11 protein-coding genes and 1 pseudogene are annotated in these 16,463 nt (G+C 71.3%); 4 read left to right on the top strand and 8 right to left on the bottom strand.

Translation table 11 applies throughout. The features are described 5' to 3' along the window. Nucleotides 1-170: 170 nt before the first annotated feature. Both ABIE45_RS19585 and uvrA read right to left on the bottom strand, forming a co-directional pair. Entirely contained in the window at nucleotides 171-1,154 is a 984-nt protein-coding gene (locus ABIE45_RS19585) for a transporter (protein ID WP_192711283.1), read from the bottom strand. Between the two features lie 534 nt (nucleotides 1,155-1,688). Further along, nucleotides 1,689-4,802, bottom strand: a complete 3,114-nt coding sequence (uvrA, locus tag ABIE45_RS19590; protein ID WP_192711284.1) for an excinuclease ABC subunit UvrA — start codon at nucleotides 4,800-4,802, stop codon at nucleotides 1,689-1,691. 418 nt (nucleotides 4,803-5,220) lie between these two features. Here uvrA and ABIE45_RS19595 point away from each other — a divergent pair, with 418 nt between their 5' ends. Continuing rightward, entirely contained in the window at nucleotides 5,221-6,399 is a 1,179-nt protein-coding gene (locus tag ABIE45_RS19595) for an MFS transporter (protein ID WP_192711285.1), read from the top strand. A gap of 3 nt (nucleotides 6,400-6,402) precedes the next feature. Here the strand turns inward: ABIE45_RS19595 and ABIE45_RS19600 are convergent. Next, nucleotides 6,403-6,829 (bottom strand): annotated as a pseudogene (locus ABIE45_RS19600) (cupin domain-containing protein). 11 nt (nucleotides 6,830-6,840) lie between these two features. After that, the gene (locus ABIE45_RS19605; RefSeq protein ID WP_192711286.1) at nucleotides 6,841-7,860 is read right to left on the bottom strand and encodes a zinc-binding alcohol dehydrogenase family protein; all 1,020 of its coding nucleotides are present in this window, start codon (nucleotides 7,858-7,860) and stop codon (nucleotides 6,841-6,843) included. 110 nt (nucleotides 7,861-7,970) lie between these two features. Between ABIE45_RS19605 and ABIE45_RS19610 the strand changes: the two genes are divergently transcribed. Together ABIE45_RS19610 and ABIE45_RS19615 are read left to right on the top strand one after the other, a co-directional pair. After that, nucleotides 7,971-8,330 (top strand): helix-turn-helix domain-containing protein, encoded by a 360-nt coding sequence (locus ABIE45_RS19610; protein WP_192711287.1) that lies wholly within the window; start codon nucleotides 7,971-7,973, stop codon nucleotides 8,328-8,330. A 101-nt stretch (nucleotides 8,331-8,431) separates the two neighbouring features. After that, complete coding sequence (locus ABIE45_RS19615; protein ID WP_192711288.1) at nucleotides 8,432-10,480, top strand: nitrate- and nitrite sensing domain-containing protein; 2,049 nt, start codon at nucleotides 8,432-8,434, stop codon at nucleotides 10,478-10,480. A 106-nt stretch (nucleotides 10,481-10,586) separates the two neighbouring features. Here the strand turns inward: ABIE45_RS19615 and ABIE45_RS19620 are convergent, their stop codons facing one another. The 4 genes from ABIE45_RS19620 to ABIE45_RS19635 form a co-directional block, all read right to left on the bottom strand. Further along, complete coding sequence (locus ABIE45_RS19620; RefSeq protein WP_192711289.1) at nucleotides 10,587-11,444, bottom strand: amidohydrolase family protein; 858 nt, start codon at nucleotides 11,442-11,444, stop codon at nucleotides 10,587-10,589. 237 nt (nucleotides 11,445-11,681) lie between these two features. Beyond that, entirely contained in the window at nucleotides 11,682-13,112 is a 1,431-nt protein-coding gene (locus tag ABIE45_RS19625; RefSeq protein ID WP_373622486.1) for an MFS transporter, read from the bottom strand. Between the two features lie 199 nt (nucleotides 13,113-13,311). After that, nucleotides 13,312-13,566 (bottom strand): hypothetical protein, encoded by a 255-nt coding sequence (locus tag ABIE45_RS19630; protein WP_192711290.1) that lies wholly within the window; start codon nucleotides 13,564-13,566, stop codon nucleotides 13,312-13,314. A 169-nt stretch (nucleotides 13,567-13,735) separates the two neighbouring features. Further along, a complete protein-coding gene (locus tag ABIE45_RS19635) occupies nucleotides 13,736-14,590 on the bottom strand; it encodes an RNA methyltransferase (RefSeq protein ID WP_192711291.1) in 855 nt (284 codons plus the stop codon). A gap of 739 nt (nucleotides 14,591-15,329) precedes the next feature. Between ABIE45_RS19635 and ABIE45_RS19640 the strand changes: the two genes are divergently transcribed. Beyond that, nucleotides 15,330-16,427 (top strand): replication protein RepA, encoded by a 1,098-nt coding sequence (locus tag ABIE45_RS19640; protein ID WP_192711292.1) that lies wholly within the window; start codon nucleotides 15,330-15,332, stop codon nucleotides 16,425-16,427. Nucleotides 16,428-16,463: the final 36 nt, after the last annotated feature.

Genomic DNA, 16,463 nt, shown 5'->3' on the forward strand with positions numbered 1-16,463 from the left:
ATAGGATGTTCGCGCGGTCCGTGACACCCACGGACCGGCACCGGCACGCCATTCGCCGCACGGGCACGAACGAAAACCGCCCGGCCGGAGCCGGGCGGTGCGCCGTCCGGAGGGACGGCGTGTTCGGAGGGACCGGATCTCCCGCCGGATTGCGGCGGGAGACCAGAGCCTCAGTACTTGCGGACGAGCGCGGCCGGGACCGGCGACGCGGCCGGGGCCGGCGAGTAGAGCGGCACGATGAACCGGATCCAGCCGTCGGTGGAGTAGTCGCTGCGAGCGCGGCTGAACGGCGTCGCGGCGATCTGCGCGCCGGTCACGACGTCGCGGGCGACGTAAGCCTGGACGGTGAAGACCTTGAAGTCGTAGCCGATCAGGCCGCCGATGGCGAAGCGGCCGCGGTTGCCGGCCGCCGCGCTGGCCTGGCTGATGTCGAAGTTGTAGGTGCCGTAGGCGATCGGACCGATCTCGAAGTTGCCGAACTTCTTGGTTGCGGTGAGGTCGAAGTTCAGGGCGTCCGAGAGGCGGAGCGGGCCGATAGCAGCGCCGACCTGGCCGGGGAAACGGCCGGGCGAGTCGTAGATGTTGGCGGTCAGGTTGGCGGTGATGTTCCAGCCGTCACCGGTGTAGCTGCCGGCGACGCCGAAGCGGTAGGTGTTGGAGGAGAGCTGCGGCAGAACCGGGGTGGCGGTCGTGCCGTTCGCCGTGATGATCGAACCGCGGTCGCCGTTCAGGTCGTTCAGGTACGCGCCGCCGAGCAAGCTGACGCCGAAGTTGTTGCCGAGGTCGAACGCCCAGATACCGCCGACGAAGGTGCCGACGTTGATCGAGATGTCCTTGTTGCGCACGCCCGCCGGGTTGCGGGTGAAGGCGAACACGGTCGGGGGCGCCACGAGCAGCTCGACGCGGCCGCCGAACGGCACGAACGGGGTCGACCACACGAGGACCGGGATGTTGACGGCCGTGTCGGGATCGTTCCGGCCGTCGGTGCGGCGGTAGGTGAACGTGTTGATGGCGTAGATGCCTTCCGGCAGCGGCGCGCCGACGGCGAGACCGACCTGCTCGCCCGGAACCGTCGTGGTCTGCGCCTGCGCGATCGTCGAGGCCATGCCGACCGTGAGCGCGACCGTGCCGGCCGCGAGCCAGTTCTTCATCATTTTCTCATTCCTTCCCAAGGTCTCAAGGCATCCGTCCCGCATTCGGCATTTCCCTGCCGGTCTGCTCGCCTATCGCGGCTGCCGGCTTCGGACCTGCCGAGCGCCCCCACGGAGCCTGCCCGTCTCAACGTCTGCGACTATTCTACAGAGACCTGCGGAAAGACAGTGGAATGCTCGCCGAAACGGCAAAACTGGCCGAACCGTTGCGCAAAAGCCGCATTTTTGCGGCGATGCAACACTGTCCACAGGCCCGAGCCGCGATCGTCGGTTCGGCAAAATATCGTTGAATGGTCAAGCTGTTGTCCCCCCGAGTCACGGGAGAATCCGGCAAATCCGGCGCGGGCGGGACGCCGCCGGGGCGACGGGGCGCCGGGACCGGAACGGCCACCCGAAATGGGCCGTGCGGGACCCGGACCGGTATCCGACAGCCCGAATCAGGTTCGGCCGCGGGCGCCCGGCCAGGCCTTGGCGGCCTGGACCGGGCAGAATTTGCCGCCTCGCTTCGGGCTTGTCGGGGGACGTGGACGCCCGGGCCTATTCGGCGGCGCTGCGGCGGGCGGCGCGGGGCGCGGCCTGCGGGGCAGGGCGCCTTTCCAGCACCTCGCGCAGGAACCGGCCGGTATGGCTCGCGGTCGAGCGGGCGATCTGCTCCGGCGTGCCCTGCGCCACCACCCTGCCGCCGCCGTCGCCGCCCTCGGGACCCATGTCGATCACCCAGTCGGCGGTCTTGATCACTTCGAGGTTGTGCTCGATCACCACCACCGTGTTGCCCTGGTCGACCAGCTCGTGGAGCACCTCCATGAGCTTGGCGACGTCGTGGAAGTGCAGGCCGGTGGTCGGCTCGTCGAGGATGTAGAGGGTGCGGCCGGTGGCGCGCTTCGACAGCTCCTTGGACAGCTTCACCCGCTGCGCCTCGCCCCCCGACAGGGTCGTGGCCTGCTGGCCGACATGGACGTAGTGCAGGCCGACCCGCTTCAGGGTCTCGAGCTTGTCGCGGATCGCCGGCACCGCCTTGAACAGCTCGGCCGCCTCCTCGACGGTGGAGTCGAGCACGTCGGCGATCGACTTCGCCCGGTACTTCACCTCCAGGGTCTCGCGGTCGTAGCGCTTGCCCTTGCAGACGTCGCAGGTGACGTAGACGTCCGGCAGGAAGTGCATCTCGATCTTGATGACGCCGTCGCCCGAGCAGGCCTCGCAGCGCCCGCCCTTGACGTTGAACGAGAAGCGGCCGGGCTGGTAGCCGCGCGCCTTGGCCTCCGGCAGGCCCGCGAACCAGTCGCGGATCGGCGTGAAGGCGCCGATATAGGTGGCGGGGTTCGAGCGCGGCGTGCGCCCGATCGGCGACTGGTCGATGTCGATGACCTTGTCGAGATGCTCCAGCCCCTCTAGCCGCCCGTAGGGCGCCGGGTGCTCCGGGGCGCCGTTCAGCTTCTTGGCGACGGCCTTGTAGAGGGTGTCGATCACCAGGGTGGACTTGCCGCCCCCCGAGACGCCGGTGATGCACGTGAAGGTGCCGAGCGGGATCTCGACATCCACGTCCTTCAGGTTGTTGCCCCGCGCGCCGAACAGCCCGAGCTTGCCCTTGCGACCCTTCCGCCGGGCGGTCGGCGTGCGCACCGCCATCGCGCCGGTGAGGTATTTCGCGGTGAGTGAGGCGGGATTCGCCAGCACCTCGGCCGGAGTACCCTGCGCAATGATCTCGCCGCCGTGGATGCCGGCGCCCGGGCCGACATCGACCACGTAATCGGCCTGCAGGATCGCGTCCTCGTCGTGCTCGACCACGATCACCGAGTTGCCGAGGTCGCGCAGGCGCTTGAGCGTGCCGAGCAGTCGCTCGTTGTCGCGCTGGTGCAGGCCGATCGAGGGCTCGTCCAGCACGTAGAGCACGCCGGTCAGCCCGGAGCCGATCTGCGAGGCGAGCCGGATGCGCTGGCTCTCGCCGCCCGAGAGCGACCCGGAGCCGCGGGCGAGCGTCAGGTATTCCAGGCCCACATCCACCAGGAAGGTCAGTCGGTCGCGGATCTCTTTCAGAATTCGGACCGCGATCTCGTTCTGCTTCGTGGTCAGCTTCCCCGGCAGCTCGGAGAACCAGCGATGGGCCTCCGAGACCGACAGAGCCGTCACGTCGGCGATGTCCGCCATGGCGACCTTCACGGCGAGCGCCTCCGGCTTCAGCCGCTTGCCGCCGCAGGCGGCGCAGGGCGTCTCGCTCATGAAGCGGCCGATCTCCTCCCGGACGGCGTCGGAATCGCTCTCCTTGTAGCGGCGCTCCAGGTTCGGAATCACGCCCTCGAACGGCTTGGTGACCGTGTACTTGCGCAACCCGTCGTCGTAGGCGAAGCGGATCGCTTGGCTGCTCGATCCGTACAGCACGATGGCGCGGGCCGTCTCCGACAGGCTCTGCCAGGGCACGCTCGTCTTGAAGCCGAAATGCTCGGCCAGCGCGTCGAGCGTCTGGCCGTAATACGGCGAGGTCGATTTCGCCCAGGGGCCGACCGCGCCGCGCTTCAGGCTCAAGGCCGGATCGGAGATCACCAGCTCGGGGTCGATCCGCATCTCGTGGCCGATGCCGCTGCAGGTCGGGCAGGCGCCGAACGGGTTGTTGAACGAGAACAGCCGCGGCTCGATCTCCGCGATGGTGAAGCCCGAGACCGGACAGGCGAAGCGCGACGAGAAGGTGATGGTCCGGGGCGTCTCGCCCTCGGGGGCGTCGGCGAATACGACCTCCGCGATGCCGTCGGCGAGCTCCAGCGCGGTCTCGAAGGAATCCGCCAGCCGGGAGCCGATATCGGCGCGGACCACGATGCGGTCGACGACCACGTCGATGTCGTGCTTGAACTTCTTGTCGAGCTTCGGCACGTCATCGATGGCGTAATATTCGCCGTTCACGCGCAGCCGCTGGAAGCCCTTCTTCTGGTACTCGGCGATCTCCTTGCGGTACTCGCCTTTCCGCCCACGGACCACGGGCGCGAGCAGGTAGAGCCGGGTCTTCTCCGGCAGCTCCAGCACCCGGTCGACCATCTGCTGGACGGTCTGGCTCTCGATCGGCAGGCCGGTGGCCGGCGAGTAGGGGATGCCGACCCGCGCCCAGAGCAGGCGCATGTAGTCGTAGATCTCGGTGACCGTCCCCACGGTGGAGCGCGGATTCTTGGAGGTGGTCTTCTGCTCGATGGAGATCGCCGGCGACAGCCCGTCGATCTGGTCGACGTCGGGCTTGGACATCATCTCCAGGAACTGGCGGGCATAGGCCGAGAGCGACTCGACGTAGCGCCTCTGCCCCTCGGCGTAGATCGTGTCGAAGGCCAGCGACGACTTGCCCGAGCCCGACAGCCCGGTGAACACCACGAGCTTGTCCCGAGGGATGGTCAGGTCGACGTTCTTGAGATTGTGCTCGCGGGCGCCGCGGATCGCAATGACCCGCCGGTCCTCGGCAGGAGCCGGCGCGGCATCGAACAGGGCGGCCAGCTTTGCGTCGACGGCGGCCTCGGTCCGGGCAGCGGACGCCTCGCCCTTCGCGCGGGCCGGCTTGGGCTGGGCTGCCTTCACAGGAGCTGTCTTGGCCGGGACCGCCTTGACGGGCGACTTGGGAGCGGCTTTGGCGGCGTCGGCGCGGCTTGCGGCACGACTTCCAGCTTGGGCTTTGGCCATGAGGGCGGCGGTCTTTCGAGGCGTCGACGCGGTCAGATCGGATTCGCGCGCGGGCCAGCCGCCGCAACGGCCTCATGTCGAGCCCGAGAAGGCTCACGGCAAGATGCGGCCGGCGGGACGCAGGCCCGTCATGCGCCGCCCTTGCTAGAACGAAACGCGTACGGCGGCAACCACTCGGTGAACGATCACCCGTCTTGGCGAGCGCAGCGAAGCCATCCAGAGCGCGCCACGCGGACCAGTCGCGCGCGACCCTGGGCCACCTCGCAGCGCTCGCGAGGACGCGGCGCAGCCAACGGCCGCGACCAGAGTCCGGCGGCCCTATGTTCGCCAAACCTTGGCCCACCTTCGGTGTTGCACAGCGGGGCTGAGATCCACGTCGCCAAATCCCGCCCTCAGATCCACACCCCGACCGGTAGCGATGCCAGCGCTCGACCTGACCGATCCGGTCGCCATCCCTGGGGCCGACGACCGGGCCGCAGCCCAGCAGAGGCTGTCCACCCGGCTGCTGTTCCTGATCGTCGGCCTCGCCAACGCCACCTGGGCGCCGCTGGTGCCGCTGGTGAAGGACCGCGCCGACCTCGATGCGGCCGGGCTCGGGCTGCTGCTCCTCACCTTCGGCATCGGCTCGATCCTGACCATGCCGTGCGCCGGGGTGGCGGCCGCGCGGCTCGGCTTCCGGCCGGTCCTGCTCGCCGGCACGCTCGCGATCGGCCTCGCCCTGCCGGTGCTGGCCGTGGGCTCCGGGCTCGTGCCGCTCACCGGGGCGCTGCTGCTGTTCGGGGCCGGGATGGGGGCGGTGGACTGTGTCATGAACCTGCAGGCCGTCGCGGTGGAGCGCGCCGCCGGGCGCCCGATGATGTCGGGCTTCCACGGCCTCTACAGCCTCGGCTGCATCCTGGGGGCGCTGCTGGCCAGCGTCCTGCTGGGCACCGGTCTCGGCGCCGGCTGGAGCGTGCTGATCCTGGTCGCCGGCATCGTGGCCCTGTTCGCGGCCGCCTGGCCGGGCATCCTGCCGGCCGGCGGGGCAGGGGGAAGCGGCGGGCCCGCCTTCGCGCTGCCCCGCGGCCCGGTGCTGGTGCTGGGCCTGCTGTGCTTCGTGGTGTTCCTCACCGAGGGCTCGGCCCTCGACTGGAGCGCGGTGTTCCTGATCCAGCAGCGCGGTCTCGATCCGGCCTGGGCGGCGCTGGGCTACGCGGCCTTCTCGGTGACCATGACGGCCGGGCGACTCGGCGGCGACCGGGTGGTGGCCCGGCTCGGCCGGCGGCGCGTGGTGGTCCTCGGCGGCCTGCTGGCGGCCGCGGGTCTCGCGCTCTCGGTCCTGGTGCCGGCCTGGGAGGCGGCGCTGGCCGGCTACGCCCTGGTCGGGGCGGGCTGCGCCAATATCGTCCCGGTCCTGTTCACGGCCGCCGGCCGCCAGAGGGCGATGCCCGCGCGCGTGGCGGTGCCGGCGGTGACGACGCTGGGCTATGCCGGGGTGCTGGCGGGTCCGGCGCTGATCGGCTTCGCCGCGCAGGTGCTCGGCCTGCCCGCGGCCCTGCTGATCGTGGCGGCCCTGCTCCTCGGCGTGGCGGCGGCCGGGCGGTCCCTGCGGGTGTGAGGCTCACGCCTCGGCGTTGCGCGCCATGAAGGTGGCGGGGCTGCCGTCTTCCGGGTTCACGAAGATGATGTCGGTGGGCGCCCGCCGGGGCGTGTCGATCGACAGGAACACCACCGGCGCCCCGGGCGCGATCTCCGGCATCGCGTGGACCGTGCCCTTCTCGAAGAACAGGAGCTGGCCGGGGCCGAACGCCGTCTCGGAAGCCGGATCGCCCAGCCAAACCCGGCCCCGGCCCGAGAGGCAGTAGAGGTACTCGTCGCAGGTGGCGTGATAGTGCGGCCGGGTCGGCCGGTAGACCCGGAACACCCGGGCGCTCGCGGGCCTCCCGGTCGGTCAGGTAGGTGTCGACCAGGAGGGTCTGCGCCCGCTCGGGCAGCGTTGCCGCCAGCGCCGCCACGTCGAAGATCCCGGTCCCCGCCGCTTCCGCCATCGCGCCCCCCCTCAGTCCGCAAAGCCTTCGAGCACGATCTTGCCCTTGGCCCGCCCGCTCTCGATCAGCGCGTGGGCGCGCTTCAGGTTCGCGGCGTCGATCCGGCCGTAATGCTCACCCAGGGTGGTGCGCAGGCGGCCCGCGTCAACGAGGCGGGCGATTTCGTCGAGGAGCGCGCCCTGGGCGGCGATGTCGGCGGTGGCGAACATCGACCGGGTGAACATGAACTCCCAGTGCAGCGACAGGCTCTTGCGCTTGAGGAGCCCGACATCGAGGCGCTCCGGGTCGTCGATCAGGGCGAGGCGACCCTGCGGGGCGATGAGATCCACGATCGCGGCGAGGTGGGCGTCGGTGTTGGTCGTGGAGAAGACCAGACCCGGCGCGCCGAGCCGCAGGGACGCGACCTCGGCAGCGAGCGGCCTGGAATGATCGACCATGTGGTGGGCGCCGAGATCCCGGCACCATTGCGCCGTCTCGGGCCGCGACGCGGTGGCGATCACGGTGAGGTCGGTGAGCTCCCGGGCGAGCTGGATCGCCACCGAGCCGACGCCGCCCGCGCCGCCGACGATCAGGATCGCCGGGGCGGCCCCGGGCACGGGCTTTCCCGCATCGAGCCGGTCGAACAGGGTCTCCCAGGCGGTGATCGCGGTGAGCGGCAGGGCGGCGGCCTGCGCCCAGTCGAGGCTTGCGGGCTTGTGCCCGACGATGCGGGCATCGACGCAATGGTACGCGGCGTTCGTCCCCGGCCGGGTGAGGTCGCCCGCGTAGTACACGGCGTCGCCCGCGGCGAAGCCCGCGACCTCCGCGCCCGCGGCGACGACGGTGCCGGCCGCGTCCCAGCCGAGCACCTTGACGCCGCCTTCCTCCGGCTCGGCCCGACGCCGGACCTTGGTGTCGACCGGGTTCACCGAGACCGCCTCGACCTTCACCAGCAGGTCGCGCGGGCCGGGCTCGGGCTGCGGCAGGTCGCAATCGACCAGGGCTTCGGGATCGGTGATCGGCAGGGACTTGCGGTAGCCGACGGCGCGCATCGTGGTCTCCTCGGGCTGTCGCCGCAGGAGATGCCGCCCGCCTTCACGAACCGCAAGTACGCACATAAAACGCCGATAGTGCCAAAAACGATACCGTCGGAGACATCGCCATGCCGCGCACCCGCCATCACGCCGGCGCCTGCAGCCCCGGCTGCGCCGTCGAGGCGACCCTCCGGTTCATCGACGGCAAGTGGAAGGGCGTGATCCTCTATCACCTGCTGGAGGGGACTCTGCGGTTCAACGAGATCCGCCGGCGGCTGACCAGCGTGACCCAGCGCATGCTCACGAACCAGCTGCGCGAAATGGAGGCGGACGGCCTGATCACCCGGACGGTCTACGCGCAAGTCCCGCCCAAGGTCGAATACAGCCTGACGGCGCGCGGGCGCTCCCTGGAACCGGTCATCCGCGCCCTGAAGACCTGGGGGGACCTGCACGCCGATCAGGCAGAGACCGTCCACGACGCCGCTTGATTGGGCAGATCGGGCCGGCGACGGCGGCAAACCTATAACGGGTTCTTTAAGACTTGGCCGGATGGTGAAATGTCTCCTTTCGGACACTTCCAGATCCACCGATGCCGATCCTCGCCTCGCTCCGCGCCCGCATCCTGGCGGTGGCGCTCGCCCCGTGCCTCGCCTTCGCGGGGGCGGCGGGCCTCGCGGTATCGGACCAGTGGGCGCGGCGGGCCGAGATGGACCGGGTCGAGAGCCTGGTCGACCTCGCCTCGCGGATCAGCGCCTTCGTGCACGAGGCCCAGCGCGAGCGCGGCGCCTCCAGCCTGTTCCTGGGCGCGAAGGGTGCGCAGTTCGGGCCGGAGCTGGCGGCCCAGCGCGGGCGCACCGACGCGGCGCTGGCCGGCCTGCCCGAGGCCATGGCGGGCGCGACCGGCTTCGGCCCGGTCTTCGCGGCCCGCGGCAGGGGGTTCACCACGGCGCTGACCGGGTTCGCGGCGCAGCGCCGGGCCATCGATGCGCTCGGCCCGAGCGCGCCGCAGGCGGCCGCCTTCTACACCGGTCTGATCGGCGAGGGGCTGGGCCTGGTGCGGGCGATGGGCGGGGTGATCGACGAGGCCGGCCTCGCCGCCCGGGCGAACGCCTATGCGGCCTTCCTGGCGCTCAAGGAGGCCGCGGGCCAGGAGCGAGCCGCCGTCTCGGCCGCCTTCGCGTCCGGCAGCCTGGACCTCGCGGCCGCGCGCCGGCTCGTCACGCTCTCGGCCGAGCAGGCGACCCATGCCGCCCTGTTCCGGGCCGGGGCCGAGGCCGGACAGGCGGCCCTGCTCGACGACGCCGAGGCGACCGAGCCGGCCCGGGCGGTGGCGCGCCTGCGCGAGGGCGTGCACGCAACGATGCCGGGGACGCCACTGGCCTTCCGCGACGCACCCGCCTGGTTCCGTCTCGCCACGCAGCGGATCGACGCCTTGAAGGGCGTGGAGGACCGGCTGACCACCGACCTCGTGGCGGCCGCCGGCGCGGTGCGCGCGCGGGCCGACCGGATGCTGACCCTCTGGATCGCCGGAGGGCTCGTCCTGTTCGCGCTCTCGGCCGGCCTCGCGGCCTGGCTCGGCACCGCGATCGCCCGGCCGCTGACCCGGATGGCGCGGGTGCTGACCGCGATCGGCCGCGACGCGGGGACGGAGGATCTGGCGATCCCGTCCGGCGGCCCGCGCGAAGTCCGGGCGATCGCCGCCGCCGCGCTCGCCTTCCGCGACAGTGTCGCCGAGCGCCGGGCGGCCCGGGCCGCGCAGGAGCGGCTCGCCGCCGAGACCCGCGCCGCCCAGCAGGCGGCCGCCCGCGGCCTCGCCGACAGCTTCGAGCGCCAGGTCGGCAGCATCGTGGCGGCGGTCTCGGCGGCGGCCGGACGGCTGGAGGCCGCCGCGCACGGCATGGCCCGGGCCGCGCAGGACACGACCGATCTCAGCCGCACGGTCGCAGACTCCGCGGATTCCGCCGCGCGCTCGGCCGACACGGTGGCGGCGGCCACCGAGGAGCTCACCGCCTCGGTGCGGGAGATCGGCGTGCAGGTCGGGGCCTCGGCCGACCTCGCCGCCGCGGCGACCCGGGATGCGGACGGGATGGCCGGGGAGGTGCACCGCCTCGCCCAGGCCGCCGGCAGCATCGGGGAGATCGTCGCGATGATCTCGCAGATCGCCGGCCAGACGAACCTTCTGGCGCTCAACGCCACCATCGAGGCGGCGCGCGCGGGCGAGGCCGGCCGCGGCTTCGCGGTGGTGGCCGCCGAGGTGAAGCACCTCGCCGAGCAGACGGCCCGGGCCACCGAGGAGATCGCCGCCAAGGTCGCGGAGATCACCGGATCGACGGAGGCCTCGGTCCGGTCCATCGGCGGCATCACCGAGGTGATCCGCACCCTGGCGCGGATCGGCGCCGAGATCGCCGCCAGGATCGAGCAGCAGGGCGCCGCGACCGCGGAGATCGCCCGGACCACCGCACAGACCTCGCAGGACACCGGCGGGGTCTCGAAGCACATGGCGGGCGTCGGCGCGGCGGCCGGCACGGCGAGCCAGGGCTCGGCCCAGGTGCTTCAGGCGGCCGGCGACCTCTCCCGGCAGGCGGGCGACCTGCGCGGCGCGGTGGAGGATTTCCTGGCCCAGGTCCGGGCGGCCTGAGGACGGGATTTCCGGAGGGCTCGGCCCTTCGGCGGGGTGTCGGGGGGCGCCCCGACATCCGGGCCGCGCCCGCGAAAGGTCTCGGCCTTTCGAAACCGGACTGTCCCTACGCGGCGAGGCCGAGCCCGAGGAGCCGGTCGGCGTTGCGCCAGAGGGCGGCGTCCAGGGCCTCCTCGCACAGGCCCAGGCCGCGGAAATCCGCGACGCCCTGGCCCATCGGGCGGAACGGGAACGAGGAGCCGAACAGGAACTGGTCCTTCATGAACCCGTTCGCCGCCTCGACGTAGAGGCCGCCGCCCGGCGCGAACGTGTACATGTCCGGCGAGACGAAAACGTTCTCGTTGCGGAACGCCACCGTCACCATGTCGGCGACGCGCGGGTAGAACCCGTGGCAGCACACGATCGGCAGCTTCGGGAAGGTCCGGGCGACCCGGTCGACCGCGAGCGGGTCGTTGAGGCGCAGGTCCGGCGTCGTCGGCCCCGACATCACGAAGGCCGGGACCTTGAGATCCTGGCACAGTTCGTAGAGCGGCATCAGGCGCTCGTCGTCGGCCGTCATGGCCTCGCGGTAGAAGCCGGCATCGAGGTTGATGCCCTTGAAGCCGAGCTCGGTCACGGCGCGCCGCGCCTCCGCGACCGCGGCCTTGCGGCCGAGCTTCACCGGATCCACCGAGGCGATGCCGATCAGGCGCTTCGGGTCGTGCCGGGCGGCCTCCGCCAGCGCGTCGTTGGTGATCCGCACGCCCGGCACCGAGCGGGCGACCATGACGGCGACGTCGATGCCGGCGCCGTCCATCTCGGCGCGGAAGCCCGCGATCGTCGTGCCGCGGGTGAAGTGCTCCACCTCCCGGCTGCCGACCCGGGCGTTCAGCCAGCGGGCGACGCCGAATTCCGGCGTGTCGGGCTCGGCGCCGAAGAACCGGTGCAGGAAGGTCGGCCGGCTGCGCATGTCCACGACGGGCATTTTCTTGCGACTCTCCAGTGAGGCTGGGGGGATCGTCCGGTGTGTACCGGCAAGTCCGGGGTTTTAAAAAGTCCCAGGTTTCCAAAGGGCCGGGCCCTTTGGCGGGGTCTCGGGGCGGAGCCCCGACGGGCAGGGCTTTGCCCTGCTCCCACGAAAGGTCCCGGACCTTTCGAAACCAGTTTTCTTCGGCTCAAGACTTTGGAGCCGTTCGGCCCGACCGCGTGAAGCCGGCCACCATCAGTGCGAGACGGCCTCCAGCACCTTGCCGCGGGTCTCGACACCGAGGATCAGGACCAGCAGGGCGGCGATCAGGAAGCCGCCCGCGCCGACCTGGAAGGCCGTGGCCGGGCCGTGATCGCGCACCAGCACCGGCACGATCATCGGCCCCAGGATCGCGCCGATCCGCCCGAAGGCCGAGGCGAATCCGGCACCCGTGGCCCTGGCCCGGGTCGGGTACAGTTCCGGCGTGTAGGCGTAGAGGCAGCTCCACATGCCGAACATGAAGAACTGCATGACGAAGCCGGCGACGAACAGCCACGTCACCGCGACCCCCGCGACGGTCAGCACCGCATCGCCGCCGGCATTGCCGTAGAGGTAGGCCGAAGCCGCCGCGCAGACCAAGAACAGGGCGGTGGTGGGCTTGCGGCCGGCCCGCTCGAGCAGCAGCGCCGCCGCCGCGAAGCCCGGGATGCCGCCGAGCGTGATCAGGGTGACGAAGCCCACCGAGCCGACGATCGAGAAGCCGCGCTCCTTGAGCAGCACGGCGATCCAGGAATTGAGCCCGAAGAAGCCGATCAGCGCGAAGAACCACAGGCCGAACGCCATCACGGTGCGCAGCCGATATTCGGGCGCGAACAGGGTCGCGACGGCGCCGAGCCGCGGGGCGGGCCTCACCGCGGCCGCGGCCATCGTGGCGGCGACCGGGGGCAGGGGCCGGCCGGTGGCGCGTTCCACGGCGCGCTCCATCGTGGCCATCACGGCCTCCGCCTCCGCTCCGCGTCCGGCCTCGGCGAGCCAGCGGGGCGATTCCGGCATGGACCGGCGGACCGCCAGCACCACCAGCGACAGCAGCCCCACCACCACGAAGGCCCAGCGCCAGCCGAGATAGGGCAGCACGAAGAAGCTGATCGCCCCCGACAGGACGTAGCCCACCGCCCAGAACCCCTCCATGATCGCGATGTACTTGCCGCGCACGGAGGCGGGGACGATCTCCGAGACCATGGCCTGGGCCACCGGGGCCTCGCCGCCGACCCCGACCCCGATCAGGAACCGGCAGGCCATCAGCACGGGCAGGCTCCAGGACGCCGCCGCCGCGAGGCTCGCCAAGCCCCAGACCACCATGGTCACCTGGAACACCGCCTTGCGGCCGAACCGGTCCGAGGCGGTGCCGGCCAGGATGTTGCCCACGAGCTGGCCCGCGAAGGTCATGGCGGCGAGCTGGCCGGCCTCCGTGGGGGTCAGGCCGAACGCCACCACGATCGAGCCGAGCAGGAAGGTCAGGAGCGCCACGTCGATCTGGTCGACGAGCCACGCGGAGGCGATGATCGCGAAGATCCTGCGCTGGTAGCCCGACATGGGCAGCCGCTCCAGACGGGCCGCGATATCGGAGACGCGCGGCCGTGCGTCCCCCGGAGAGAGGGCGGCCGGGATGTCGACGGTGGATGGCACGGTGGGCTCTCGTCCTCCGCGCCCCGGATCCTCCCGGGGCGCTCGTGGGGACCCGGTACATCACCCCCGGCCGCCGGAACAGGGATAGAGGCGAGGGCAGGAACCGCCAGGCGGGACCGGATCTGGGTCGCCGCGGAGGGCGCGATCGTCGCGCAGATCCATCCCGGCGGCTGAGCGCGCGGGTCCCGGAGCAGTCCGATCAGTCGGGGATCGCGAAGCCGATCGACAGGCACAGGGCGGCGACGGCGGTCAGGGCCACGGCGGCCTGCCGGACCTGATACCAGCGGGCGCTGCGCGCGCGCTCCTCCGGGCTGGCACCCAGATGCAACTCGTCGTCGAACCCCTTCACGAAGGCGTCGAAGTTCGGGAAGGCCCGCCGGGCGAGCCACACCCACACCAGGAGGGCGAACAGGCTCAAAGCCCAGCCCCCGTAGGTCAATGTATCGTCCAGCATCCGGCGCACGCCCGCAAGGCTACGCCCCCCTCGCCAGTCACTCTACGGCAGGTTGCAGATATTGACTAGGTAGAGCGACCACCTCCGCTGCCGCTTGCGTGTTTCCGGATGTATCCGGGCGGCAGACAGGCACCCGGCATTGACCGAGGATTGTGTCCCGGACGCCGCCTCAAGCCGGAATCCGGCCCAGGGCGTAGAGGGTGATGGCCGCCGCGTTCGAGACGTTGAGGCTGCGGATCGCCCCCGAGAACGGGATCCGGGCCAGGACGTCGCAGCAGCTCCGGGTGCGCTCGCGCAGGCCCTTGCCCTCGGCACCCAGCACGATCACCAGCGGCCGGGCGACCGTCAGCGCGTCGAGGCTTTCGGGCGCATCGGAGTCGAGACCGACCCGCGTGAAGCCACGCTCGCCCAAGGCGATCAGCGCCTCGGCGAGGTTCCGGACGGTCACGAACGGCACGTGCTCAAGGCCGCCGGAGGCGGATTTCGCCAGGACCCCGGTGGCGCCCGGTGCGTGCCGTGCCGTGGTGACGATCCCCGCCACCCCGAAGGCCGCGGCGGTGCGCACGATCGCCCCGACATTGTGCGGGTCGGTGATCTGGTCGAGCGCCAGCAGCAGGGCGTCGGCGGGCAGGTCGTCGAGGCCGGGGGCGGGCAGGGCCTCCGCCTCGAGATACAGGCCCTGGTGGACCGCGTCGGGCCCGAGCAGCCGGCCGATCTCGCTCGGCCGCACCAGTTCGGGGGTGATCCGCAGGGCGCCGCCGAACTCCGCCTCGAGCCGCGTCGCCGCATTCTCGGTGGCCAGCAGGCGGTGCAGCCCGCGCGCGGCGTTGCCCAGGGCCTGCACCACCGGATGCCAGCCGTAGAGCACGGCGGATCCGTCGGCGCCGGCTTGGTTTCCGGCTCGGCCGCCGGCGTCCCGCCGGGGACCCGCCGAAAAGGGCCGGTGTCCGGGCCGTGAGCCCGGCCGGTGTGGGCCGGGCGGCCGGCCCTGCGGCGGGCGTCCGTCGTTGCGGCGGTCGGTCATCGAAGCGCGATCGGGAAGCGGGGCATCGGCACGGCCTTCTCTGGCGGGCCTGTCGGGAAGTCCCGACAAACCGGGCGGCATGGTCCGCGTCAAGCCGGATCCGCACGGACCGACCTGACACGGTCCGAGACAGCCCTGCCGATCGGCCCCGCGACGCGGCTCGGAATGTGGAAAAATCCTGGATATTCCCTTCCAACCATGTGCACGCCGACGCGTCCGGCGTTCGTTCGTCAGAACGAACAGGTCTGTCCGCGCTAGGAAAACTATCTAGAAGAGTCTTTCAGAGAGTCAGTTCAGCAGGTTATATGGTGTGTCGGATTCGCTTTGTAGTTCAATGGTTTGATCGGGTTTTCCGTATCCCATTCTGCGCGATGGTGCATCCAACTCTGCGTGGCGGCGTATCGGAATCTGCGTGGGGTCGGCGGGTCGGCGTATCGGAGTCTGCGCGGTCGCGTATCGGACTCGGCGCGGATTCCGGCTTGACGCGGTGGATAACGGGGACGGAACGGGCGGATCCTGGCGTATCGGACTCTGCGCGGGTCGAACCGGGCGCGGTGGCCCGTATGCAACTCTGCGCAGGCGGCCTCCTGTGCCGGCCGCACACCCTGCCTGGGGAAGCGTGGATTGCCGGGACAAGCCGGACCGGGCCGGGATCCCGGTGGCCGAATCGTGGCATGGCAGGATCGGGCCGCCCTCCCGTTCGCCGGAGGGAACCCCGTCTGACGCGGGCCGAGGGGCGATGAGCATCGAGGAGAAGATCGCCGGGATCCACGACCCGGACTTGCGGGCGGAGATCGAGGCGGCGCGCGGCGGCTTCCTGTTCGCGCAGATCGTCGAGCATGTGCTGCATCGTCAGCGCGAGCGCGACGCCCAGGCCGCGCTCCTCGGTGAGGAGGAGAGCCGCCGCGCCGGGCTCTCGCGCGACCAGCGCCGCCGTGACGCGGTGCGCCTCGTGATCGAGAGCGAGCCGGCGCTGCCGTCGAGCCTTCAGCACATCCACTCGGTGCTGGCCCTGTGCGGCCTGCCCTACCGCGATCCCGGGCCGGTGCGCGAGTTCACCCGCACCTACGGGCGCAACTCGCTCAGCCTGATCGCCGGCCGGATCAAGGATCCGGAGACCGGCGCCTTCGCGCCGCAGGGGCTGCCCTACGGGCCCAAAGCCCGGCTGGTGCTGCTCCACCTCTGCACCGAGGCCGTACGCCAGCGCAGCCCCACCGTGAAGGTCGCCGAGACCCTGTCGGGCTTCATGCGCGAGATGGGCTTCGCGGTCACCGGCGGCGAGCGCGGCACCATCCGGCAATTCAAGGAGCAGCTGAACCGGCTGGCCGCCTGTACCATGCAGATCGGCCTGTGGGACGGGCGCGACAGCGCCACCACCCTCAACGTCCCGCCATTCCGCAGCCTGGAATTGTGGCGCCCCCGGGCCGGGGAGGGCGACGACGAGGCGGGGCGCACGGTGCGCTTCGACCCCGAATTCTACGAGACCCTGATCCGACACGCCCTGCCGGTGGACGTGCGGGCGGCCCGGGCCTTCTCGGGCTCGGCGCGCAAGCTCGACCTGCTGTTCTGGACCGGTTACCGGCTGCGGTCGCTGCAGCGCCCGCTGCGGCTGACCTGGACCAACCTACACGCGCAGTTCGGAGCCGAGAACGCGTCGATCCGCAGCTTCCGGCAGGCGTTCAAGGCGGATCTCGCCCATCTGCGCGAGGTCTTCCCGCGCCTGCCCCTGGTGCTCGACGACGGTGGGCTGACGCTCCATCCGGCCGATCCGGGAGCGCTGCTGGTGCCGCCGCGCCCGGCAGGGAAGGGAACACGGATCCGGCGACAGGGAACGTAAACTCGGAATGACCTGAGGGAATAAGATATTTTCGCT

It is taken from the genome of Methylobacterium sp. OAE515, from assembly GCF_041806315.1.
GTDB lineage: Bacteria > Pseudomonadota > Alphaproteobacteria > Rhizobiales > Beijerinckiaceae > Methylobacterium > Methylobacterium tardum.